The sequence below is a fragment of the Bradyrhizobium sp. URHA0013 genome, from assembly GCF_000518345.1.
Lineage (GTDB): Bacteria > Pseudomonadota > Alphaproteobacteria > Rhizobiales > Xanthobacteraceae > Bradyrhizobium.
Genome location: NZ_KI912426.1, coordinates 489,754 through 512,327, shown reverse-complemented (window position 1 = coordinate 512,327; position 22,574 = coordinate 489,754). Strand labels below are relative to the sequence as shown.

Here is a 22,574-nt window from a genome sequence, read left to right as displayed (position 1 = left end):
CTCCTATTCCAGTTGCATGCGAATGCCCTTGTCGCCGTTAAGCAGGCGCTTCAGGTGAAAGCCGGCCAGGGAATCGCCGGCATGCATGCCGACCAGCGCGGCGAAGGCCGGCATCGCGGCGGCATCACCAGCCTCCATCTTGGCAAACGCCTCGGAGTACAGCGCCGTTTCCGGCGCAGCGAATTGGGCCGGCGTCAGTGGCTCGAACGCGCGCAACGGTTCGCTGCGTCCGCGCAGCATCAGTTCCCCGACGGGACGCCCCCGAAAATTCTCAGCCGCCTCGGCGATGCCGGCACTGACGCAAATCCGCGTGCCCAGATGTTTGTTTGCGGCTTCCAGCCGCGCCGCAATGTTGATGGAGTCGCCATACGCGGTGTAGTCGAAAAACCGATTGCCGCCGAAATTTCCGACCAACGCCGGCCCGGCGTGAATGCCGACTCGGGTGGTGCCGAAATTCACGCCTCTCACCTTCCAGCGCGCGGAAAAATCCTCCGCCCAGGCGTCGAGATCGTGTGCGCAGGCGACCGCGCGCGTCGCGTAATCGGGCTGATCGCCGGGTGCGTTGAAGAGCACCTGGATCGCATCGCCGATGATCTTGGCGACAGTCCCCTCGTGCGCGAAGACGATCTCGGTCATGCCGCTGACATACTCGTTGAGAAGCGCGCCCAGCGTCTCCGGCGGGGCACTCTCGACCAGCGAGGTGAAGCCGGTAATATCCGTGAAGATGGTCGCGACATCGCGCCACTGCACTTCGATTCCCTCGCTCTCACCGCTGGCCGCCAGACGCTTGGCGAGTTCGGGCGAGAAATGACGCGAGAGCGCGGCGTGGGCGCGCTCTGCTTCCGCCTGGCGGCCTCGCACCTCACGCAGCATTTCGATGTGGCGAATGGTCTTCTGGATGGTCATCTCCAGGTCGGCGAAGTCGATCGGTTTGGTCAGGAAGTCGAACGCACCGCGGTTCATCGCAGTGCGGATATTGCTCATGTCGCCATAGGCCGATACGATGATGGTGGATTTCTTGTCTTCGGCTTCCTGAAGCTTCGCCAGCAGCGACAGCCCGTCCATCCTGGGCATGTTGATGTCGGAGACCACCATGTCGACATGGGGATTCTGCTCTAGCGACTGCAGCGCTTCGAGGCCGTCGCGCGCGAACATGATCGTAACCGACCCGTCGCGAATCTGCCTGCGGAATTTTTGCAGGACCAACGCCTCGAGATCCGGCTCGTCGTCGACGAAAAGGATGGTCGCGGTCATGCAGCTTGCCCGAGGCTCGTGTCGATTTCCTGCCGCAGCAGCGCGAAATCGATCGGCTTGGTGAGAAGTCCGACTGCGCCGCGCTCGATCGCCTTCCGGCGCGTCTCGGCGTCTCCGTAGGCGGTGATCATGATGACGGGAACGTCCGGATGCGCAAGACGCACCTTCGGCAGCATATCGAGCCCGCTCATGCCGGGCATGTTGATGTCGGACAAAATCAGGATCAACGAGGGATCGCGAACCTCGGCGGCCAGTTTCAGCGCATCGGGTGCCGACGACGCGAATTCCATCTGGAAGCGGCCGGCGCGCAAATCGCGCCGAAACTGCTGCCGGAACAGCGCCTCGACGTCGGGCTCGTCATCGACGACCAGGATGTAAACGTTCAAGACTTGCCTCCGGAAGTGCCGCCCGCCGCCATCATGCGCGGCAGGGTGATGATGAATTCGGTGAATACGCCGGGTGCGGTGTTCACGTCGATCGTGCCGCCGTGCTGTTTCACCACGATGTCATGGCTCATGGAAAGGCCGAGCCCGGTGCCCTCGCCGGCCGGCTTGGTGGTGAAGAAGGGATTGAACATCTTCTCCTTCACCTCGGACGGGATGCCGGTGCCGTTGTCGTGAATGCGGATTTCGACCCTGTCGCCGAGAGTTTTTGTGGCCGCGCGCAGGGTGGGCTCGAAGGCATCTGCCGCGCTCTCCTTGCGCTTGGCCGTGGCGTAGAAGCCGTTCGAGATCAGATTGAGGAAGACTCGCGTAATCTCCTGCGGATAGATATCGACCATGCCTGCGGCGGGGTCGAAGCCGCGCTCGATCGTGACGTTGAAGCCGGGCTTCTCGGCGCGCGTGCCATGATAGGCGAGGTTGAGGCTTTCCTCGACGATGGCATTGATGTTGGCCGGACGGTGCTCGCCCGAGCCTTCGCGCGAATGCAAGAGCATGTTCCTGACGATGGAGTCGGCGCGCTTGCCGTGCTGCACCACCTTTTCGAGGTTGCTCCTGAGCATCCCGGTCAGCTCTTCGACCTCCTCCTTAGTCTTGCCGTCGAGCGGGGCCGCTTGCAGGGCCTCGTTGAGCTCGTCGATCAGTTCGGTCGACACCGCCGAGAAATTGTTGACGAAATTGAGCGGGTTCTTGATCTCGTGCGCGATCCCCGCCGTGAGCTGGCCGAGCGACGCCAACTTCTCGGTCTGGACCAGGCGGTCCTGCGCGCTGCGAAGATCGTCGAGGGATTGCGACAGCTCCGTCGTACGCTTGCGCAACTCGTTCAGAAGTCGCGTGTTCTCGATCGCGATGACGGCTTGTTTCGTGAAGTTCTCAACCAACGCGATTTGCTTGTCGGTGAAAGGCCGGACCTCCTTGCGATAAACCGCAACGGTTCCGATCAGCTCGCTTTCCCTCATCATGGGCACGATGACGATCGTCCGGGCGCCGGCGACGTCGGAGATTCCACGAATGGTCGGACCTCCGGCGAGATAGGCCGGAGTTTGCTGCACATCGTGAACGTGGACAACTTGACGTGTCCTGACAACCGCAGCAAGCGCGCTGTCCGGATGAGGACGGATCGCGATATCTTTTCGCGAGGCCGCGAACGCAGGTGGCACATTGTAGTCCGCAGCAATCGTGAAACTCTCACCATCCCACAGATTCATTACGCCGAAACTCGCACCACAGACGCGTGTGGCATTCTCGAGCATCTTGTGGAACACTGGCGTGAGTTCGCCAGGAGACGAACTGATGACCTGCAACACTTCCGACGTAGCCGTCTGTTGCTCGAGCGACTCGGTCAACTCAGCCGTTCTCACCTCGATCTTTTTCTCAAGGTCCGCATAGGATTCCTGCAGGCGCTCGCCCATCTGGTTGAACTGGTCCGCGAGACCCTCGAGCTCGTCACCGGTTCTGATCGAGATGCGTTGCGAGAAATCGCCGCCGCCGATCCGCTCGGCGCCGCTGCGCAACGCCTGGATCGGACCGACCATGCGGCGCGCCAGGAAAACCCCCGCAAGCACCGCGAAGATCGACGCGGCAAGCAGCACGATCGCGAGCCGCTGCAGCGAGGCGTAGAGGGAGGCGTAGGCTTCCTCTACCGGCAATTCCACGAACATGGTCCAGCCGAGCGGTGGAATCGGGGCGGACGCCGTCAGAACCTTCTGCCCCTGGATGTTGGTCGCCTCCTGTAGCGCGTCCGGCATGGTGCCGCCGCCGGCTTGCGCGGCCTTCACCTGCGCGAGCCTGGACATGTCGGTGTTGCGCAGGACCAGGCTGATATCGGGGTGCGCAATCAGGCGTCCCTCCGGACCGACCACGTAGGCATGTCCGTGCTCGCCGACCTTGATCTGGGACACGACGTCCCAGATCAGCTTGAGATTGACCTCTGCGATGCCGACGCCGGCATCCTTGCGCGCCCCGGCCTGCGCCAGGGTCATGTACGGCTCGGACTCCCTGCGGAAATAGACCGGACCGTAAAAGATCTTGTGAGCGACCGCCTCGGTAAACTTCGGATCCGCCGACAGGTCGATCCCGCTGTCGATCGCGTCCATGGCAAGCCGCGAGACCCGCAGCCGTTCCTTGCCGGTCGCATCGACCTGGGCGAGTTCGGTGATCGCGGGCACCTGACGCAGCAGCCGCAGCGCATCGAACCGGCGCTGCTCGATCGAGCCGGCCGACCAGGGCAGCTGCGTGGTCCAGCCGAGCTGGCTCTCGATCTCCTTGACGAACTGACCGATCTTGGCCGCGGCCGCCTCGGCCTGTTCATGCTGAACCCGGATCAGCGCGGCTTTGTGCTCGCGATAATAGAAGAGGACCTCGAACAGGCCGTTGGCCAGCAGCGCGATCGCGACGACGGCCACGAACAACGCGACATATTTGGTGAACAGCCGCGTCCTGATCCCCTGCCCCGGCGTCGTACCGGACGCGACGCCATCCGGCGTTGCGCTCGGCAGCGTTCGTGCTTGCGGGGTGTCGGGATGGAGGGAAAGGCTCATCCCGCCGAACCTAGCAAGAAGACCGGACCTTGTCTCTCGCGAGCGCAGGAAAGCCTGATGGCAGCCAGCCCCCGAGGCAAATAGAAAAGGGCGGCAGCGGATTGGCCGCTGCCGCCCTCGTGTTCGCTTTATCCGTGGCCTCAGGTCGGCCGCAGCGCCTTGGCGTTGAGGTCGAGGTCGTTGACCTGCTTGTTCCGCTCGGAATCGGCCGCCGCGCGATGGTCGGTCGCCAGCACCACATAGACCGCCGGCAGCACGAACAGCGTGAACAGCGTGCCGATCGACATTCCGGCGACGACCACCAGACCGATCGAGAAGCGGCTGGCCGCGCCAGCGCCGGTCGCGGTCAGCAGCGGGATCAGGCCCGTCACCATCGCGGCCGTGGTCATCAGGATCGGCCGCAGACGAATACGGGCCGACATTTCGATGGCGGAGCGGCGATCGAGCCGTTCGTTGATCTGGAGCTCGTTGGCGAACTCCACCATCAGGATGCCGTGCTTGGTGATCAGGCCCACCAAGGTCAGCAGGCCGACCTGGGTGTAGATGTTCATGGTCGCCACGCCGAAGAACAGCGGGATCAGCGCGCCAACGATCGCCATCGGCACCGAGATCATGATGACCAGCGGATCGCGCAAGCTCTCGAACTGCGCCGCCAGCACCAGGAAGATGATGATCAGCGCGAAGCCGAAGGTGATCGCGAGCTGGTTGCCTTCCTGCACATATTGCCTGCTGTCCGCGAGGTAATCATGGCTGAAGCCTTGCGGCAGGTTTTTGGCCTCGCTCTCGAGGAAGTCGACCGCCGCACCAACGGTCACGCCGGGCATCGGCACTGCCGAGAAGGTCGCCGAATTGAGCTGATTGTAATGGGTCAGCGAATTCGGCTCGGTCTTGGTCTCGATCGACACCACCGTCGAGAGCGGAAGCTGCTGGCCGGTGTTGGTCGTCACGTAGTAGCCGGCGAGCGATTCAGGCGAGAGCCGCTGGCGGCGCGGCACCTGCGGGATGACCTGGTAGGAACGGCCCTCGAGGTTGAAGCGGTTGATGTAGTTGCCGCCGAGCAGCACCGCGAGCGTGCTGCCGAGGTTCTGCATGCTGATGCCGAGATCCTGCGCCTTGGTGCGGTTGATCGTCACCTTCACGTTCGGCTGGTTGTAAGCAAGGTCGCTATCGGAGACGATGAACATTCCGCTCTTGCGGGCGGCAGCCTTCAGCTTCTCCATCTGCTCATAGACAGTCTGGAAACTGGCGGTGGAGTTGATCACCATCTGCACCGGGAGGCCGCCCGGGCCGCCCGGCAGCGGCGGCAGGTTGAACGCGAACGCCTGCACGCCCTCGATCTTGGAAAGCTCGGCCTGCACCAGCGACTTCAGCTGGATCGACGAGCGCTTGCGCTCTTCCCAAGGCTTGAGCAGCATGCCGGCGATACCGCCCTGCGGGCCGTTGATGCCGTTCAGCACGAAGCGCAGATCGGTCTCGGGGAATTTCTGGAATTCCTTGTCAAGCTTCTCGCCGTAAAAGTCGACGTAGTCGATGTTGGCGTATTTCGGCGCCTTGGTCACCGCGAACACGATGCCCTGGTCCTCCTCAGGCGCCAGCTCCTTCGACGTGTGCATGTAGAGGAAGCCGACGAGCCCGAGGATTGTTACCGCAAACAGGCCGGTGATGGCCTTGTAGTCGAGCGAGCGGTCGAGCCTGCGCCCGTACCACCGCGTCAGCGCGCCAAACACCTTGTTGACGAGCTTGGCGAAACGCCCCTCTTCGGTGTTCTTCAGCAGCACCGAGCACATCATCGGCGACAACGTCAGCGCGATCACGCCGGACACGATCACCGAGCCCGCAAGCGTGAAGGCGAATTCGCGGAACAGCGAGCCGGTCAGGCCGCCGAGGAAACCTATCGGCGCGTACACGGCCGCGAGCGTGATGGTCATCGAGACGACGGGACCCACGATTTCGCGCGCGCCTTCCAGTGAAGCCTGGACCGGCGTCTTCCCTTCCTCCAGATGACGATGGATGTTTTCCACCACGACGATGGCGTCGTCGACCACGAGGCCGATCGCGAGCACCATCGCGAGCAGGGTCAACAGGTTGAAGCTGAAGCCCAGCGCCAGCATCAGCGTGCAGACGCCTATCATCGACAGCGGGATGGTGACGACGGGAATGATCACCGAACGGAACGACGCCAGGAACAGGAAGATCACCACGATCACGATGATCACGGCTTCACCCAGTGTCTTCTCGACCTCGTCGATCGAGGATTGGATGAACTTGGTCGAATCGTAGGCGACCTTCATCTTCATCGACGGTGGTAGATTGCGCTCAAGCTCGGGGAACAGCGCCCGCACGCCCTTGACCAGCGTCAGCGGGTTGCCCTGCGGCGTTGCCTGCACACCGATGAAGATTGCGTGCTCGCCGTTGAAGGCGACGCTCGCGTCCGTGCTTTGGGCCGCAAGTTCGACGGTGGCGATGTCCTCCATCCGCACGAAGCCGCCGTCCTTGGCCTTGACGATCATCTTCTTGAACTGGTTGACGTCGGTCAGGCCCGTATTCGTCGATACGTTCGAGACGATGAGATAGCCCTTGGTCTGCCCCGCCGCAGACTGGAAGTTGTTGGCGGTGATCGCGGTCGCGACATCCGCAGGCGACACGTTGCGGCCGGCCATCTTCAGCGGATCAAGCCACAGCCGCATCGCAAAGGTCTGGCCGCCGAGAATGTCGGCGGAGGCGACGCCGTCGACGGTCGACAGCACCGGTTGCACAACGCGCGTCAGGTAGTCCGAGATCGCCGAGCCTGACAGCTCTTCGGACGAAAATCCGAGATACATCACGGCCGTGGTCTGGCCCGTGGTCTTGGTGACGATCGGGTCGTTGGATTCCTTCGGGATCAGGTATTTGACCGAGTTCGTCTTGGCCAGAACCTCGGTCAGCGCCTGGTTCGGATCGAAATTCAGCTTGGTGTAGACCTGGATCGTCGAGGTGCCGAGCACCGAGGACGAGGTGATGTAGTCGACGCCTTCGGCGGAAGCGACCGCCTGCTCGATCGGCGTGGTGATGAAGCCCTGGATCAGGTCCGCGGACGCGCCCGGATAAACGGTCGTGATGTTGATGACCGTGTTCGACAGCTTCGGATATTGCCGGATCGGCAGCGTCGTCGCCGCGCGCAGGCCGATCAGCAGGATCAGCAGGCTGACGACGACCGACAGGACCGGGCGTTTGATGAAGATATCAGTAAAGCGCATCGCGGCGATCTCGATTTCTTTGACTTGCAAAGCGCATGACCCGGCCGTGCCGGATCATGCTGCAACGTGTACGATGTCAGTAGCGCGGCGGCTGCGCCGGGAGCTGCGGAGCCGGGTCGGTCGAAATCGACACCGCCGCGCCCGATTGCAGCTTGAGTTGGCCGACGGCGACGACCTTGTCGCCCGGCTTCACGCCCTTGACGATTTCGACGCGGCCTTCGACCCGGTTGCCGGTCTGCACGAAAGTACGCACCGCGCTCAGGCTGGTCTTGCCGTCGGCTTCCTTCTTCTCGGTGATCACGAACACCGAGTCGCCGTACAGCGTGTAGTCGACCGCCGTCTCCGGCACGGTGACCACGGCCGGCTTGTCCGGCAGCACCACCGTGGTGGTCACGAACATACCGGGCTTCAGGATCTTCTCCGGATTGGAGATGGTCGCCTGCACGCGGATGTTGCGGGTGTCGGCCGAGATCTGCGGCTCGATCGTGGTGATCTTGGCATCGAAGGTGCGGCCCGGATAGGCGTCGACCTTCAACCGGACCGGCTGACCGACCTTGAGATTGCCCGAGTCCTTTTCCGTCACCGTGAAGTTGGCCCACAGCTCCGACAGATCCGTCAGCGAAACGATGGCCGTGCCGGCGGTCAGATACTGGCCGACCTCGACCTTGCGAACGCCGAGATCGCCGGCGAACGGCGCGCGGACCAGCTTCTGCGAGATCAACGCTTCGGTCTTGGCGATACCCGCCAGCGCCTGATCGTACGCGGCCTGCGCGGTATCGACGGTTGCCTGCGGGCCGAACTGGCGCGACGCCAGTTGCTTGGCGCGGTCCAGCGACAGCTGCGCGACGGTGGACTGCGCCTTGTAATTGGCGAGGTCGCCCTGCTCCGGCGCGTCGAACATCTGCACCAGCGGCGTGCCGGCCTCGACATGCGTGCCCGGCTCGAACTTGATCTCGGTGACGCGGCCGTTGACGTCGGCGCTGACGTCGACCTGGTGCACGGCAGACAGCCCACCGACGGCCGTCAGCAGGTTCGGCACCACCTCGGACTTCGCCTCGGCGGCGCTGACTGCGACCGGCGGCGGCTTGTTGTTGGCGAAGAACTGCTTGATCATCTGGCCGCGGAAATAATTGAACCAGACGAGGCCACCGACGAGCACGGCCAGAAGCGCGCCGACGATGATGAACCAGAGCACCGGCCGGACCGGACGCTTGGGAGCCTTGTTGTCGATCGGTTCGCCCGAAATCTTGTGTTCGGTGACGATGTTCATGTCATGCACTCTCTGCAATCGCCGTCTTGTCCGCACACGCGGCCTGATCGCGGCCCAAATGCGAAGCAATTGCGGCGTCGTTAAGTCCGATACCCCTCAGGAGAAACTCACAGAGCTGCCGCTCGAGGTCGTTCGCCTTGCCATAAGCGAGACACGGCGTGGCCGGCAGCCTGGTCAGCGCAGCGGTCATCACGGTGTGATGCGCAAACCAGAACAGGTTGAGCGGTTCGCCGTTGTATGGCCGCGCGTCCCTCGCGGCAACCGCACGCTCGAGCGAGACAACGAAGGCCGCCCCGATCAGCGTCTCGATCTTGGCATATAGCAAACGGGCAAATTCGCCATCATCCAGATGACTCGTGGTCATCAGTCGCAGGCGCTGGGCCTCTTCCTGGTCGGGCCCGTCGGCGATGTGCATGAAATGCCCCACCATACCCCGGATCAGCTCGACCAACGTGGCGGTCGACGGCTCACGTTCGAGCAGCTCCATGAGCGCCGGGTCAGCCTCGCATTCGTCGCTGAGGATTTCGGCGTACAGCGCGGCCTTGGACGGGAAATGCTTGAACAGCAACGCTTCGGAAATGGCAGCGGCGGCCGCCACGCTCTTGGTCGTGGTGCCGGTATAGCCGTGTCGGGCAAAGCAACGCTTTGCTGCGCCGAGGATCAATTGACGCCTCAGGTCGCTCGTCATACGCAATGAGCTCATGCTAGTGAGTAAGCACTCACCCACGCAAAAGTCAAGCACTATGCTGCATCGCAACCTGAGTGCGTTGTAATTTCAGTGGAAATTGACCTCGCCCACACGGTCCCCGTGCAGGACGGGAGCGCCTAGATCGGCTGAAAGCCGAGGTCGCCGCGAATCTGGTTGAGAATGTAAGTCCCGTCCCGGCTCGGCAAAATCCGCTCCAGATTGGCACTGTCGATCTTCACATTGGCAAAGCGCGGCCCGGCGGCGACGTCGTGGACGGCTCTGGCGAAGGCCTCGACCTCGGCCATGGTCGTCACGGACCGGCTATCCCCGATGCCGCAGGCCCTGGCGACGCCGACGAGGTCGGCCGCCGCGGCCGTGTGGCTGGCCTGGCCCCCGGTCTCGCCATAGGCCTCATTGTCGAGCACCGCGATCGAGAGGTTGGACGGCTTCTGGAGGCCGATGGTGGCAAGGCTGCCCATGCCCATCAGCATCTCGCCGTCGCCGGTGATGACCAGCACCGGCAATTTTGGCTGCGCCAGAGCGAGGCCCAACCCGATCATCGCCGCCCCGCCCATGCCGCCCCAGAGGTAGAAATTCCGGGCATGATCGCCGGCCGCGCACATGTCGTTGGTGGAGGCGCCGAGGCCGCCGATCGCAACCACGTCCCTGCGGTTCGCGAGAAGCGTGGACACCACCTGACGGCGGTCGAGGAGATTGGCCTTGCTCATTTGGTGAAAACCTTGGCGCCGATCAGGCGCTGCGACAGCAGGACGGCGGTGGGCGTGAGCGCGTTGTAGGCCTGCGCGGCCGCCGCCTCGAGCACGGTCGGCACCTCGGCTGCGTTAGACGCCCGCAGCACCTTGACACCCGAGAGCTCGAACACGCCCTGCGTGGTCGATCCCATCGGCACCTGCCACGGATTGAACTCGCCCCACTCGCCACGCATGGTCACCAGCGTGAGGAAGGGAAAGCGCAGGATCGGGATCAGCGACAGCATGTTGATGCAATTGCCGACCCCGCTCGACTGCATCAACAGCACGCCGCGCTGGCCACCCGTCCAGGCGCCGGCGAGCAGCGCCACGCCCTCCTCCTCCGTCGTCAGCGGAATGCCGCGCATGGTGGACGAGGCCAGCACGCGCTGGATCAGCCTCGAATGGCCGGCGTCGGGCACGTAGGGCACCTGCCGGACGTCGAAGCGTTGCAGGGCCGCGAAGATATCGTCTGGCCATGAAGGAGCCGTGTCGGCAGCGTCAGAGCGGGCGTGCATTTTCCTGTCCGGTCGGCTTGCAAATCGCGGCTCGACTGTAGACGGTGAACCGAGCCGCTCAAAAGAGCGAATACAGCATATCGGACTCAACCGGCGAGTATGGCGGCATGAACGCAAGTGCGAATGAACTGGCAGCCAGTTTCGATCTGGAGAAGCTGACGCCGGAATTCTACGACGATCCCTACCCGACCTATCGTGCACTGCGGGAGAACGAGCCGGTCAAGCGCCTGCGCAACGGCACCGTGTTCCTGACCCGCTATGACGATCTCGTCACGACCTACAAGAACATAAAGTCGTTCAGCTCGGACAAGAAGCGCGAGTTCGCGCCGAAATACGGCGACACCCTGCTCTACGAGCACCACACCACGAGCCTCGTCTTCAACGATCCGCCGGCGCATACGCGCGTGCGGCGCCTGATCATGGGCGCGCTGTCGCCGCGCGCGATCGCGGGGATGGAGCCTGACATCATCAAGCTGGTCGACGGCCTGCTCGACGCCATCGCCGTCAAGGGCAGCTGCGAGCTGATCGAGGACTTCGCCGCATCGATCCCCATCGAGGTGATCGGCAATCTGCTCGACGTGCCCCATGACGAGCGCGCGCCGCTGCGCGAGTGGTCGCTGGCGATCCTGGGCGCCCTCGAACCGGTCGTGTCGCCTGAGGTCGCTGCCCGTGGCAACAAGGCCGTGGCGGATTTTCTCGCCTATCTCGAAACGCTGGTCGCACGCCGACGAGCGAAGCCTGGCAACCCCGAACGCGACGTGCTGACGCGCCTGATCCAGGGCGAGGACAACGGCGAGCGGCTGACAGAGAAGGAGCTGCTGCACAATTGCATCTTCCTGCTCAATGCCGGCCACGAGACCACCACCAACCTGATCGGCAACGGCCTCGTGGCGCTAGACCGGAACCCGGATCAGAAGCAGCGGCTGATCGACAATCCCGAGCTGATCAAGACTGCGGTCGAAGAGATGCTGCGCTACGAGAGTTCGAACCAGCTCGGCAACCGCATGACCACGGAGCGGGTCGAGCTCGGCGGCGTCATGCTGGATGCCGGCACGTCGATCACGCTGTGCATCGGCGCGGCCAACCGCGATCCGGCGCAGTTTCCGGAACCCGAGAGCTTCGACATCGCGCGCACGCCGAACCGGCATCTCGCCTTCGCCACCGGTGCGCATCAATGCGCCGGCATGGCGCTGGCGCGGCTGGAAGGCGCCATCGCGGTCTCACGCTTCCTGGCGCGCTTCCCGAACTATGCCGTGAGCGGACTGCCGGTCAGGGGCGGACGGGTGCGGTTCCGCGGCTTTTTGAGCGTGCCCTGCGCGATCGGTTGAGGCCTCAAAACAAAAAAACGCGAAAACAACCCCATGCACAGTAGAAGGTTACCGGCGCGCGATGTGCCGGTGATCCCGCGCAACCAATTGACATCTCAGGCCATCGGCGCCGCCGCGCGCAACAAATTCCGGAAGGCCTAAACCACCGTCTTGTGCCGCGAGATGCAGGTTTGCAGCACCTCGTCCATCGGTTTACTCCACCACTCGTTGGAGAAGATTTCGATCTCCGAATAGCCGGCAAAGCCCTGCGCTTCGACCGCTTCGCGCACCGATTTGATGTCGATCACGCCGTCGCCCATCATGCCGCGGTCGTTGAGAATGTCCCTGGTCGGCACCAGCCAGTCGCAGACATGGAAGGCAAGCAGGCGATCTCGGCCCGCGCGCGCGATCTGCCCCATCAGTTCCGGATCCCACCAGATGTGATAGACGTCGAGCGCGACGCCGAGCATGCCGCTGCGATCAGGGTCGAGTCCGTCGCAGATGTCGAGCGCCTGTTTCGTCGTGTTGACGCAGGCGCGGTCCGCCGCATAGGCCGGATGCAGCGGCTCGATCGCCAGCGGCAGCTTGGCCTGTTTGGCGTAGTCGAGCATTTCGGCGAGCGCCTCCTCGACCTGCGTCCGCGCGCCGGCAATGTCCTTCGACGCCTCGCTGCCAGGCCGCGAATATTGCGGCAGGCCGCCGACGACGAGCACGACGCAGGGCGCGCCAAGCGCCTTGGCTTCATCGACGCAGCGCCGGTTATCGTCGCGCACCTCGACCCGCCGCGATGCGTCAGAGGTGAACATACCGCCACGGCAATAGCCCGACAGGTCGAGACCGGCATCGCGCACCGCGCGCGCGGCGCGGTCGAGACCGACGGCGGCGACCTGATCGCGCCAGGGATCGATGGCGCGGATGCCGTGCCTGGCACAGGCGTCGATGATCTCGACGAGGTCGCCCTGCTTGCGGATTGTCGCCGTGTTGAGCGATAGCCAGCGATGATTAGACGAGAAATCACGCATCAGGATTCGATTCCGTGCGTTGAGAGCACCGCCTTCATCCGCCGCGTCGCCAGCTCCGGATCGGCGAGCAGCCCGGCCTTGTCGGCCAACCGGAACAGCTCGGCCAGATGCAGCGTCGAGCGCGTGCTCTCCTGCCCGCCGACCATGGTGAAGTGGTCCTGGTGACCATTGAGGTATGCCATGAACACCACGCCGGTCTTGTAGAAGCGCGTCGGCGCCTTGAAGATGTGACGCGACAGCGGCACGGTGGGTCCCAGCACGTCGTGGAAGCCCGCTTCGTCACCCGCTGCCAACCGCGACAACGCGTAGGACGCCGCCGGCGCGATCGCGTCAAAAATGCCGAGCAGCGCGTGCGAAAAGCCCTGTTCGTCGCCGGCGATCAGCTCCGCATAATTGAAGTCGTCGCCGGTGTACATCTTGATGCGCTTGTCGAGACGACGGCGCATGTCGATCTCGCGCTGCTTGTCGAGCAGCGAAACCTTGACGCCGTCGACCTTGGCAGCATTGCCGTTGATGATGGCGACCGCAATATCCATCGCCTTGTCGAGATCGCTGGTGCCCCAATATCCCGTCAGCGCCGGATCGAACATGTCGCCGAGCCAGTGGATGATCACGGGCTCGCGAACCTGCGACAGCACGCGGTCATAGACCTTTGCGTAATCGTCGGCGTTACGGCCAAGCTTCGCCAGCGCGCGCGACGCCATCAAGATGATGCGGCCGCCGACCTTCTCGACCGCCGATACCTGCTCCTCATAGGCGCGGATCACGTCGTCGAGATTTTTGGCGTCCTCGACCGGGAGATGGTCCGTGCCCGCTCCGGAAAACACCAGCGCGTTGCGTCGCTTCGCGGCAGATACCGAGCGCGTGATCAGCTCCAGCGAGGTCGGCCAATCCAGCCCCATGCCGCGCTGCGCGGTGTCCATGGCTTCCGCAACGCCGAGCCCGAGGTCCCAGACGTGCTCGCGAAAGGCGATGGTCTTGTCCCAGTCGACGGCGGCGGAGAGCCACGGGTCGTTGTCGGCGAAGGGATCGACCACGGTATGGACGGCCGAGAACGCGATGCGGTTCAGCGGGCCCTCGAGCTTTGCGGGAAACGTCCGCGAGGCCGCGAGCCGGTAGGTCTCGATCGAGCGATCGGCTTTTGGCAGCTTGAGCGACAGGGACGACGTTGAAGGGACGGGCTTGGGCTGGACGGGCTTGTTCATTATTCCCTCCTCAGACCTTGATCGGCGCGACATCGATCCAGCGCCGCTCCTTCCAGCTCTTCAGCGCGCATTCGGCGAGCTGCACGCCCTTGACGCCTTCGAGCAGCGTGAACTTGTAGGGCGCATCTTCATAGACGTGGCGGATGAACATCTCCCACTGCTCCTTAAAGCCGTTATCGTAGGTGACGTTGTCAGGCAGTTTCTGCCAGTCGCCGTAGAAATCGTGCAGCCGCTTCTCGTCGGGATTCCACACCGGCCGGGGCGTCGCCTGCCGCGCCTGGATCATGCAGTCGGAAAGGCCGGCGACAGCCGAGCCGAGCGTGCCGTCAACCTGGAAGGTGACGAGATCGTCGCGATAGACGCGCGTCACCCAGGACATGTTGATGTGGGCGATGGCGCCGCCCTTGAGCTGGAACGTGGCATAGGCGGAGTCGTCGGCGGTCGCCTTGTACTTCTTGCCCTGCTCGTCGAAACGCTCCGGGATGTCGGTGTTGCCAATGCAGCTCACGCTCTCGACCTCGCCGAAGAGATTGTCGAGCACGTAGCGCCAGTGGCAAACCATGTCGAGGATGATGCCGCCGCCGTCCTCGTCGCGATAATTCCATGACGGCCGCTGCGCCTCCTGCCAGCCACCTTCGAACACCCAATAGCCGAACTCGCCGCGCACCGAGAGGATGCGGCCGAAGAAGCCGGAGTCGCGCAGGAAGGCAATCTTCTTCAGGCCGGGCAGGAACAGCTTGTCCTGCACCGTGCCGTGCTTGACGCCCTTGGAATTGGCGAGGTTGACGACCTCGAGCGCCGCCTCGAAGCTCGTCGCGATCGGCTTCTCGCAATAAACGTGCTTGCCGGCATTGATGGCCTGGGTCAGAAGGCCCGGCCGTGCCTGTGTGGTCGCGGCATCGAAGAACATGGTGTCGTTCTTGTCGGCAAGGGCGGCATCGAGATCGGTGGTCCAACGCGTGACGTTGTAGCGCTTGGCAAGGGCCTCGACCTTCTCGGCGCTGCGGCCGACCAGGATCGGGTCCGGCATCACGCGGTCGCCGTTCTTCAAGCGGACACCGCCCTGCTCGCGGATCGCGACGATCGAACGGATCAGATGCTGATTGAGCCCCATGCGGCCCGTGACGCCGTTCATGATGAGGCCGAGACGTTGGGTGGTCATGCCGATTGCTCCTAGAGTGATTTTGGCTGTTCGAGCGGGCGTAGCGCCGACCAGTCCGGATGAACCGACGTCGCAAAGCCCGTTGCATTGAGCGATCCCGTGAGGAGATCGCCGTTGTGAATGGAGAGGCGGATGCCCTGCCCGGCATCCGCGTAGAGATCGGGATGCGCGACAGCGAAAGCCTGGGCCTCCGCGGCGGGCGTATCACCGAAGCCATCGACGTAATGGTGGCCGTTACGTTCGGCATGGGTGATGCCGATGAAGGCACCGAGCGCAAGGTCCTGCTGCACGGCGAGGCCCGCCTGGCAGGTCAGGTCCTCGCCGGTCACGAAGAATCTTTCGCCGGCCACGCTCCATTTCGCCGCGCGCGTCGCGTTGACGATGGACTTGTAAAGCCCTTTGCACGATTTCGACGAGATGCCGTGATAGCCAAGCGCCCGTGCCGCAGGAAACGCGTCGTAGGAATCGTCGGCTTCGTCGATGATGAAGCCACGCGCAGCGAGCGAGCCGAGCGGCGACAGCCTCGTAACATCGCGCGGCATTGGCTGCTCGATATAGAGCAGCCTGGATGAAATCGATCGCAGCGCAGTGTCATGGTCGAGCCGGCCGATGAGTTCATGCAAGGCTGCGAGATCGGCATATTGCTCGTTGGCATCGAGCGTCACCTTGTAGTCACGGTCCAGCGCATCGAGCTCCTTTCCAATGCGCGCCAGCCGCGCTGCATCGGCGACGGGGTCCCCCGACAGCTTCAGCTTGAAGTATCTTGCACCGGAGTTCTCGTGGGGATCTGCAACTCCGCCCTCGCCTTCAACGGTGTCGTCGAGACCGACGGTATGCCTGATGGCAACGCGCGCCAGCGGCTTCCGGCCGGATAGAAACGTCTTGAGATCCGTGTCCTTCAGGTCGGGCGAAAGCCGCGCATCGATGCCGGCGATGTTGCCGGCCATGCCGTCGAAAAAATTGGTCTCGGCAGCGCGGAGCAGCGCGTCGAGGATCGCTTTGTCGATTTCGGCAGGGCCGTAGGCCGCGGCAAGCGCCGGAATGTTCTTTTTCGCACAGGTCGCGACCTGGGCACCGACGCACGATGCATGCAGATCGAATGCCGTGAGAAATCCGGTTCGCGCAAGATAAAGCCCCCGCGCGATCTCCAGCGAGCGGCGCAAATCATCGACGGTCTGCGCCGGCGACAGTTCCGGCCGCTTGTCGAACCATTTCGGCACCAGCAGCTCGGCGCTGGCACCGAATGCACTTCCCCTGCCCTCGACCTCGATCTCGACCCGCACGAACAGCTGCGGCGTCGCATTGATGGTGATCGCGCCAAAGCGGAACGGCCGCGCGAACTGCACGGGACGTTCGAAGAACGCGATATCTCGCAGCTTCAGACGCGGCGCCATGGCTTTAGTCCAGCGAACCTTGCGAGAAAAAGTGCTTGCGGATGCGCTGTACGAGTTCGGTGAACACAGGGTCGGCCATCACGTCCAGCGAGCGCGGGCGCGGCAGCGGCACGTCGTAGATGGCGGCGACCGCGCCGGGCCGCTCGGTCATGACCAGCACGCGATCGGCGAGGAACACGGCCTCGGGGATCGAGTGCGTGATCAGCAGGACCGTCTTCCTGGTCTCGCGCTGGATCCGCATCAGCTCGACATTCATGCGCTCGCGCGTCAACGCATCGAGGGCGCCGAACGGCTCGTCCATCAGCATGATCCTGGGATCATGCACCAGCGCGCGGCAGATCGAGGCGCGCTGCTGCATGCCACCGGAGAGCTGCCACGGCAGCTTCTTCTCGAAACCTTCGAGCCCAACCAGCTTCAACAGCGCCTTGGCGCGGTCGAGATATGTCTGCCGCGGCAGCCGCTTCATGTCGATCGGCAGCATCACGTTGGACAGGATGTTGCGCCATGGCAGCAGCAGCGCGTTCTGGAACACGATGCCGACATTGCCGTGCGGCGCCGTCACCTTCTCGCCCTCGACCAGGATATCGCCCGTGGTCGGCGGCAGCAGTCCCGAGATCAGCTTGAGCAGCGTGGACTTGCCGCAGCCGGATGGGCCGACCACGACGAAGAACTCGCCGTCATTGATGTGGAAGTCGAGCGGCCGCAACGACGGCACATCGCCGTCGCGCGTCCGGTAGGTCTTCGACACGCCTGATAGCTTGATGCCCGACGCATCGCCGGCAGCCCGGTCGCTCACCAGTCTCAGATGCGCGGCCGGTTGCAGGGTTTCGCTCATGGTTGTCGCGGGTTTCACGAACCGCTCTTCGGCAGATAGTCGTTGGTATAGAACGCCTTCGGGTTCTCCTTGGCCTTGGCGTCGAGCCCGCCATATTCGACCATCAGATTGACCGAGTCCGTCATGTTCTGGTCGGTGACCTGGAACGGCCGCTTGCTCTTGGTCTCGGGCGTCCGGTAGAGCGGAATGGTCAGCTCAAAACCTTGCGTCAGCGTGTCGATCTTGCCGCCCTTGGGGTTGGCATCGAGGATCGACTGCGCTGCCGCCTTCGGCTCCTTCTCAGCGGCCTCGACCGCCTTGGTCGTGGCCGACATGAAGCGGCGGACGAGATCGGCATTGGCCTTCACATAATCAGTATTGGCAATGATGCCGGAGGAGACCATGTTGATGCCGTAATCGGCGAACTTGATCGGATAGACGTCCTTGCCGGTGGCGTCCTTGATCTTCATCGACTGGTCCATGACGTAGCCGAGCAAGAGGTCAGCCTGGCCGTTGATGACCGCGTTGAGCTTGGTCTGGCCATCGCCCGCCACCGTCTGGAAGTCGCTTTCCTTGAGGCCGGTCTTCTTCAGGAACAGCGGCCAGATCTGGGTCATGGAATCGGCCGGCGTGATCGCGACCGTCTTGCCCTTGATATCCTCGGGCTTCCTGATGTTCTTGTCGACGAAACCCATGGCGGACATCGGGCTGGTCTGGAGCAGCACGCCGGTCGCAACCACCGGCGCACCCTTGATCGCCGCGCGCATCATGGTGGGCACGTCGACATAGCCGAAATCGGCGGTCTTGGCGGCCACCGCCTGGGTGGTCGCAGCCGAGCCACGGCCTTCCTGAATTTCGAGGTCGATGCCCTCGGCCGCATAAATGCCCTTGGCCTTGCCGTAATAGAACGGCGCGTGCTCGCCATAGACGTACCAGTTGAGCATCAGCACGACCTTGTCGGCCGCTTGCGCCGGCATGGCCGCAAACACCATCAGCGCCGCCGAGATAGCTCCTATCCACCGCTTCATCGTCACACTCCCTTGTCGTTGTTTGCGTCGGCCGTTGGCGGCCGTTCGTTGCTTTGGTTGTTGTTAAGAGGCGAAAATCACGTCCTCGCGCTGGCTGACATGCCAGGGGATGACCAGCTTCTCGATCCGGTCCACAATCCAGAACAGGATGACGCCGAGCAGCGCGAGGATCACGAGGGCCGCAAACATCGTCGGCAGGTCGAAGGTGCCGATCGAGCGCTGCATCACATAGCCGATGCCGGAATTGGAGCCGACGAACTCGCCGACGACGGCGCCGACCACGGCGAGCGTCACCGACACTTTGAGGCCGGAGAAGATCGCGGGCAGCGCATGCGGCAGGTTCACCGCGCAAAACACCCGGAAGCGGCTGCCCTGCATGGCGCGGGCGAGATCGACCATATCCGGATCGACGGATTTGAAGCCTTGCACAGCGGAGACCACCACCGGGAAAAACCCAAGCAGGAACGCCGAGATCACTTTCGGAATGATGCCGAAGCCGAACCACACCACGAACAGCGGAGCGATCGCGATCTTCGGCACGGATTGCGAGAACACCAGCAGCGGATAGACGTAGCTCTCCACTGTCTTGGAGCCCGCGATCAGCATCGCGATGGGGATCCCAAAAAGCGCCGAGAGCGCGAAGCCGCAGACGGTTGCATAAGTCGTCGGCCAGGACTGGCGCAGCAGTTCCGGCCAATCGGTGCGCAGCACCGCAATGACATCGCCCGGCGACGGAATCTGGTAGGCGGGAATCTTGAACAGCCGGATCGCGAGATCCCAGGCCACGACGATGAACACCAGGAACAAAAACGGCCGGATCCAGGCCGCATTCAGCATCTTGGACACCGCACTCTGCGGCTTCAGCTCAGCCACGTCTCACTCCGGCAGTCGTGTTCGTTGGGCGAGAAATTAACCCGTTGGGTAAATACTGTCCAGCGGTTTTCCTGCGACGTTTTGGGCGGGGTTCCGCAAAGGTCGTGCCGTTCCGGCGAAGGCCGGGACCCATACCCACAGGGCAAAATTTGGCGAAGGCTGGTTGGCGGGGACGGCCACCGCGCACTATCGATAGATAACGCGGTATGGGTCCCGGCCTTCGCCGGGACGACGATGGACTACGCCGTCTGCGCCACCGCGGCGCGCGACTTCGGCGCCTTCGTAGCATCTAGCAACGCTGCGGAGCGCCCCGTCAGCGCCGCCAGCACGAGGCCGACCATGTGGTCCAGCCGCTCGTCCTTGGCGTCCTTGGCCAGCAAATCGCGACCGAAGATCACGCTGAGCGTCGCCGAGTTCGACAGATAGAAGAAGCACAGTCCCGCGATCGAGATGTAGAGCTGGACAGGATCGACCGCGACCTTGAAGTCGCCGCCGGACACACCGCGCCGCACCACGGTGCCGATCATCTCGACGAAGGGCGAGTGCATCGACTTGACCTTGGTCGATTTCTTCAGATGCTTTGCGCGCGCGAGATTCTCGGTCTGGAGCAGCGACAGGAATTCGGGATTGCGCAGGAAGTAATTCCAGGTGAACTCGATCAGGCGCCTGATCGCCTCGGGCGGGTCGAGATGTTCGAGATCGAGCCCGCGCTCCTCGCTGCGGATCTTGTCGTAGGCGCCTTCGAGCACCGCGAGATAAAGCTCGTCCTTGTTGCCGACGTGATAATACAGCATCCGCTTGTTGGCGCCGGCGTTGGCCGCGATGCGGTCGACGCGCGCACCGGCAAGCCCGTGCGCCGAGAATTCCTGCTTGGCGGCTTCGAGAATGCGCAGCCGCATCCCCTCGGGATCGCGCTGCCATTTCAGAGTTCGCTTTGCCGCTGCTTTCGCCAAACCGGGTGCTCGCTGGGTGCTATCAGGATGCCGTGTAACACGCGCTCGGCCCGCCGCATAGTTTCGTCATTGCGAGCGTAGCGACCCAATCCAGACTGCCACCACGGAGACAGCTGGATTGCTTCGTCGCAAGAGCTCCTCGCAATGACGAGGGGAGGACTGAACCTCAATCCACCGGCTTCGGCGAGCGCTCCAGCAGGACCGTCTGGATGCCGCAGGTGCCGGTCCGCACCGTCATCACCCGCGTGCCCGGCTTGCGGCCGTTGCGCACGTCGCTGACGTCGAGGCCGGCGGCAATCAGGCGGGCGCGCGTGGCGTCGATGTCGGCCACCCGCCAGCTCAGGCCCCAGAGGCGGTCATGCAGGGAATCGCCGCCCGCAACCGGGCGGCGCACCACCTCGACGACGAGATCGCCGCAGCGGAAAAACATCAGCTGGCCCCAATCCTGATGCGAGCGGTCGAGCGCCAGATCGAGCCCGAGTCGCGCGCCATAGAGCGCGGCAGCGCGATCGGAATCCTCGGTGGTGATCACGACGTGGTCGAGCGCATCGATCGGCCCGATATCAGTCGTCTTCGAAAGCGGGCGCTCATCAGCCAGTTCGAGGAAGAACATGCGCACGCCGCGCGTGAGCTCCGTGGCGGCGCGCGTTCGCTTCCAGTGCAGGACCGCGCCGCTCTCCGCGTCGCTGCTTTCGACCTCGGCAACCGGATCCGGCATGAGTGCCACCCGCTCCAGCCGCCGGTGCGTTTTGCTCATGTCCGCGACACGAAAGCACAGGCTGGCGAGCACGCCTTCCTGGTCGCCAAGCAGCGCGCGCATGCGATCGGCGGTCACGCTGAAGCCGTTCGGCGCCATCAATTCAATCGTCATGTTCGCGAGAGTGAACAGCACACGGTCGGCGCCCTCGCCCGAATTCTGCCAGGCCGGCGCGCGCCCGAGCAGCGTCTGATAGGCCGCCCTGGCCGTACCGATATCCCTGACCAGTGCGACGACGTGATCGAGGCCGGTGATCATGTTTCCCCCTGTTGACCGGCCCGGAACCATGGACCGAGAGACGGCGTTTGTCCGGGCTTGGCATTACCCGGTGATGGTCCTATTCCGGCCGCATGCCGACCTCAAGCACTCCGAGCGGCGGTTTTGCGAATAATTTCAGCGGTCCCGCGGCGGAACCGGTGTTACAGTAAGCACGCCGGCCGGGACCACAAAGCGCATCACGGACAAGCAATGCAGGCTCTCTTCATCGGACAGACCTATATCGACGTCGTCTTCATCACCGACCACATGCCGACCGGCGACGAGAAGCACGTGGCCTCCGACTACGCGGTTTCCTTCGGCGGCAATGCGGTGACCGCGGCGTTCTGCTGCGCCAAGCTCGGCATCGTGCCCGATCTCATCGCCACCGCGGCCAATGACTGGCTCGGCCGCATGTTCATGGACATGTGCGCGAAATATGCGATCTCGCTGCATGGGCGGAAGGTCAACCAGTCCTCGCTCTCCTTCATCATGCCAAAGGACGGCAAGCGCGCCATCGTCCGCTGCCGCGACGACGACCACATCCATCCGTTCCCGATGCTCAATCTCGGCGGCTGCCGCGCGCTGCATGTCGACGGCCATCAACCCGATGCCGCGATCCACTACGCGAAAGTCTGCCGCGAGGCCGGCATCCTGACCTCGCTCGACGGTGGCGGCCTTCGCACCAACACGCATGAGCTATTGGAATTCATCGATGTCGCCATCGTTGCCGAGCGCCTGTGCGAGCAGATGGATCTGACGCCGGAGAAGATGCTGGATTACCTCAAGAGCCGCGGCTGCAAGATCGGCGGCATCACCATGGGCGAGAAGGGCCTGCTCTGGTACAATGAAACAGGCGCGATCGAAATCATGCCGGCGATGCCGATTCCGCGCGAGCGCGTGATCGACACCAACGGCGCTGGCGACGTCTTCCACGGCGCCTATGTCTATTCCTATCTTGCCCATCCCGGCAAAAGCTGGCGCGAGCATTTTGATTTTGCCCGGGCAGCCTCGACCTTCAAGATCCAACGCCTTGGCAACGAAGCCGGCCTGCCGACGCTGGTCGACATCGCCAAGGTCAGGCACGAGTTCGAGGTCAGGGTCTAGCG

General features: G+C 63.5%; 19 protein-coding genes. 2 read left to right on the top strand and 17 right to left on the bottom strand.

Annotated elements, in window-relative coordinates:
* Positions 1-3: 3 nt before the first annotated feature.
* The 8 genes from N551_RS0123015 to N551_RS0122980 all read right to left on the bottom strand — a co-directional run bounded on the left by N551_RS0123015 (position 4) and on the right by N551_RS0122980 (position 10,695).
* Complete coding sequence (locus tag N551_RS0123015; protein ID WP_027568884.1) at positions 4-1,254, bottom strand: adenylate/guanylate cyclase domain-containing protein; 1,251 nt, start codon at positions 1,252-1,254, stop codon at positions 4-6.
* Positions 1,251-1,640, bottom strand: coding sequence for a response regulator (locus N551_RS0123010; RefSeq protein ID WP_027568883.1), 390 nt, complete (start codon positions 1,638-1,640; stop codon positions 1,251-1,253). The genes N551_RS0123015 and N551_RS0123010 overlap by 4 nt, the downstream gene beginning before the upstream one ends.
* Positions 1,637-4,234: a cache domain-containing protein gene (locus tag N551_RS0123005; protein WP_027568882.1), complete on the bottom strand. Its 2,598-nt coding sequence runs from the start codon at positions 4,232-4,234 to the stop codon at positions 1,637-1,639. Before N551_RS0123005 ends, N551_RS0123010 begins: the two co-directional genes overlap by 4 nt.
* A gap of 140 nt (positions 4,235-4,374) precedes the next feature.
* The gene (locus N551_RS0123000) at positions 4,375-7,470 is read right to left on the bottom strand and encodes a MexW/MexI family multidrug efflux RND transporter permease subunit (protein ID WP_027568881.1); all 3,096 of its coding nucleotides are present in this window, start codon (positions 7,468-7,470) and stop codon (positions 4,375-4,377) included.
* A gap of 76 nt (positions 7,471-7,546) precedes the next feature.
* Positions 7,547-8,740, bottom strand: coding sequence for an efflux RND transporter periplasmic adaptor subunit (locus N551_RS0122995; protein ID WP_027568880.1), 1,194 nt, complete (start codon positions 8,738-8,740; stop codon positions 7,547-7,549).
* Between the two features lies 1 nt (position 8,741).
* Positions 8,742-9,443 (bottom strand): TetR/AcrR family transcriptional regulator, encoded by a 702-nt coding sequence (locus tag N551_RS0122990; protein ID WP_051462890.1) that lies wholly within the window; start codon positions 9,441-9,443, stop codon positions 8,742-8,744.
* 122 nt (positions 9,444-9,565) lie between these two features.
* The gene (locus N551_RS0122985) at positions 9,566-10,156 is read right to left on the bottom strand and encodes a thiamine pyrophosphate-dependent enzyme (protein ID WP_027568878.1); all 591 of its coding nucleotides are present in this window, start codon (positions 10,154-10,156) and stop codon (positions 9,566-9,568) included.
* Positions 10,153-10,695: a phosphonopyruvate decarboxylase gene (locus N551_RS0122980; RefSeq protein ID WP_027568877.1), complete on the bottom strand. Its 543-nt coding sequence runs from the start codon at positions 10,693-10,695 to the stop codon at positions 10,153-10,155. Before N551_RS0122980 ends, N551_RS0122985 begins: the two co-directional genes overlap by 4 nt.
* A gap of 107 nt (positions 10,696-10,802) precedes the next feature.
* Between N551_RS0122980 and N551_RS0122975 the strand changes: the two genes are divergently transcribed.
* A complete protein-coding gene (locus N551_RS0122975) occupies positions 10,803-12,023 on the top strand; it encodes a cytochrome P450 (RefSeq protein ID WP_027568876.1) in 1,221 nt (406 codons plus the stop codon).
* A 137-nt stretch (positions 12,024-12,160) separates the two neighbouring features.
* Here N551_RS0122975 and N551_RS0122970 read toward each other — a convergent pair whose 3' ends face one another.
* The 9 genes from N551_RS0122970 to N551_RS0122930 form a co-directional block, all read right to left on the bottom strand.
* Entirely contained in the window at positions 12,161-13,024 is an 864-nt protein-coding gene (locus N551_RS0122970; protein ID WP_027568875.1) for a sugar phosphate isomerase/epimerase, read from the bottom strand.
* A complete protein-coding gene (locus N551_RS0122965) occupies positions 13,024-14,229 on the bottom strand; it encodes a dihydrodipicolinate synthase family protein (protein WP_027568874.1) in 1,206 nt (401 codons plus the stop codon). The genes N551_RS0122970 and N551_RS0122965 overlap by 1 nt, the downstream gene beginning before the upstream one ends.
* Positions 14,230-14,239: 10 nt before the next feature.
* Positions 14,240-15,391: a Gfo/Idh/MocA family protein gene (locus tag N551_RS0122960; protein WP_027568873.1), complete on the bottom strand. Its 1,152-nt coding sequence runs from the start codon at positions 15,389-15,391 to the stop codon at positions 14,240-14,242.
* Positions 15,392-15,402: 11 nt separating this feature from the next.
* The gene (locus N551_RS0122955) at positions 15,403-16,785 is read right to left on the bottom strand and encodes a hypothetical protein (RefSeq protein ID WP_027568872.1); all 1,383 of its coding nucleotides are present in this window, start codon (positions 16,783-16,785) and stop codon (positions 15,403-15,405) included.
* A gap of 4 nt (positions 16,786-16,789) precedes the next feature.
* Positions 16,790-17,620 (bottom strand): ABC transporter ATP-binding protein, encoded by an 831-nt coding sequence (locus tag N551_RS0122950; protein ID WP_249802476.1) that lies wholly within the window; start codon positions 17,618-17,620, stop codon positions 16,790-16,792.
* A gap of 14 nt (positions 17,621-17,634) precedes the next feature.
* Positions 17,635-18,627, bottom strand: coding sequence for an ABC transporter substrate-binding protein (locus N551_RS0122945; RefSeq protein WP_027568870.1), 993 nt, complete (start codon positions 18,625-18,627; stop codon positions 17,635-17,637).
* A gap of 63 nt (positions 18,628-18,690) precedes the next feature.
* Positions 18,691-19,500, bottom strand: a complete 810-nt coding sequence (locus N551_RS0122940) for an ABC transporter permease (RefSeq protein WP_027568869.1) — start codon at positions 19,498-19,500, stop codon at positions 18,691-18,693.
* A gap of 239 nt (positions 19,501-19,739) precedes the next feature.
* Positions 19,740-20,399, bottom strand: a complete 660-nt coding sequence (locus N551_RS0122935) for a TetR/AcrR family transcriptional regulator (RefSeq protein WP_027568868.1) — start codon at positions 20,397-20,399, stop codon at positions 19,740-19,742.
* Positions 20,400-20,619: 220 nt separating this feature from the next.
* Positions 20,620-21,468 carry a VOC family protein gene (locus tag N551_RS0122930; protein ID WP_027568867.1) on the bottom strand — a complete coding sequence of 283 codons (849 nt, stop codon included), beginning with the start codon at positions 21,466-21,468 and terminating at the stop codon, positions 20,620-20,622.
* Between the two features lie 210 nt (positions 21,469-21,678).
* Here N551_RS0122930 and N551_RS0122925 point away from each other — a divergent pair, with 210 nt between their 5' ends.
* Positions 21,679-22,572, top strand: a complete 894-nt coding sequence (locus tag N551_RS0122925; protein ID WP_027568866.1) for a sugar kinase — start codon at positions 21,679-21,681, stop codon at positions 22,570-22,572.
* Positions 22,573-22,574 lie beyond the last annotated feature (2 nt).

Coding starts and splice junctions, on each gene's coding strand:
- N551_RS0123015 (WP_027568884.1), bottom strand. CDS start 1,254: ATGACCGCGACCATCCTTTTCGTCGACGACGAGCCGGATCTCGAGGCG.
- N551_RS0123005 (WP_027568882.1), bottom strand. CDS start 4,234: ATGAGCCTTTCCCTCCATCCCGACACCCCGCAAGCACGAACGCTGCCG.
- N551_RS0123000 (WP_027568881.1), bottom strand. CDS start 7,470: ATGCGCTTTACTGATATCTTCATCAAACGCCCGGTCCTGTCGGTCGTC.
- N551_RS0122995 (WP_027568880.1), bottom strand. CDS start 8,740: ATGAACATCGTCACCGAACACAAGATTTCGGGCGAACCGATCGACAAC.
- N551_RS0122990 (WP_051462890.1), bottom strand. CDS start 9,443: ATGAGCTCATTGCGTATGACGAGCGACCTGAGGCGTCAATTGATCCTC.
- N551_RS0122985 (WP_027568878.1), bottom strand. CDS start 10,156: ATGAGCAAGGCCAATCTCCTCGACCGCCGTCAGGTGGTGTCCACGCTT.
- N551_RS0122980 (WP_027568877.1), bottom strand. CDS start 10,695: ATGCACGCCCGCTCTGACGCTGCCGACACGGCTCCTTCATGGCCAGAC.
- N551_RS0122975 (WP_027568876.1), top strand. CDS start 10,803: ATGAACGCAAGTGCGAATGAACTGGCAGCCAGTTTCGATCTGGAGAAG.
- N551_RS0122970 (WP_027568875.1), bottom strand. CDS start 13,024: ATGCGTGATTTCTCGTCTAATCATCGCTGGCTATCGCTCAACACGGCG.
- N551_RS0122965 (WP_027568874.1), bottom strand. CDS start 14,229: ATGAACAAGCCCGTCCAGCCCAAGCCCGTCCCTTCAACGTCGTCCCTG.
- N551_RS0122960 (WP_027568873.1), bottom strand. CDS start 15,391: ATGACCACCCAACGTCTCGGCCTCATCATGAACGGCGTCACGGGCCGC.
- N551_RS0122955 (WP_027568872.1), bottom strand. CDS start 16,785: ATGGCGCCGCGTCTGAAGCTGCGAGATATCGCGTTCTTCGAACGTCCC.
- N551_RS0122950 (WP_249802476.1), bottom strand. CDS start 17,620: ATGAGCGAAACCCTGCAACCGGCCGCGCATCTGAGACTGGTGAGCGAC.
- N551_RS0122945 (WP_027568870.1), bottom strand. CDS start 18,627: ATGAAGCGGTGGATAGGAGCTATCTCGGCGGCGCTGATGGTGTTTGCG.
- N551_RS0122935 (WP_027568868.1), bottom strand. CDS start 20,399: ATGCGGCTGCGCATTCTCGAAGCCGCCAAGCAGGAATTCTCGGCGCAC.
- N551_RS0122930 (WP_027568867.1), bottom strand. CDS start 21,468: ATGATCACCGGCCTCGATCACGTCGTCGCACTGGTCAGGGATATCGGT.
- N551_RS0122925 (WP_027568866.1), top strand. CDS start 21,679: ATGCAGGCTCTCTTCATCGGACAGACCTATATCGACGTCGTCTTCATC.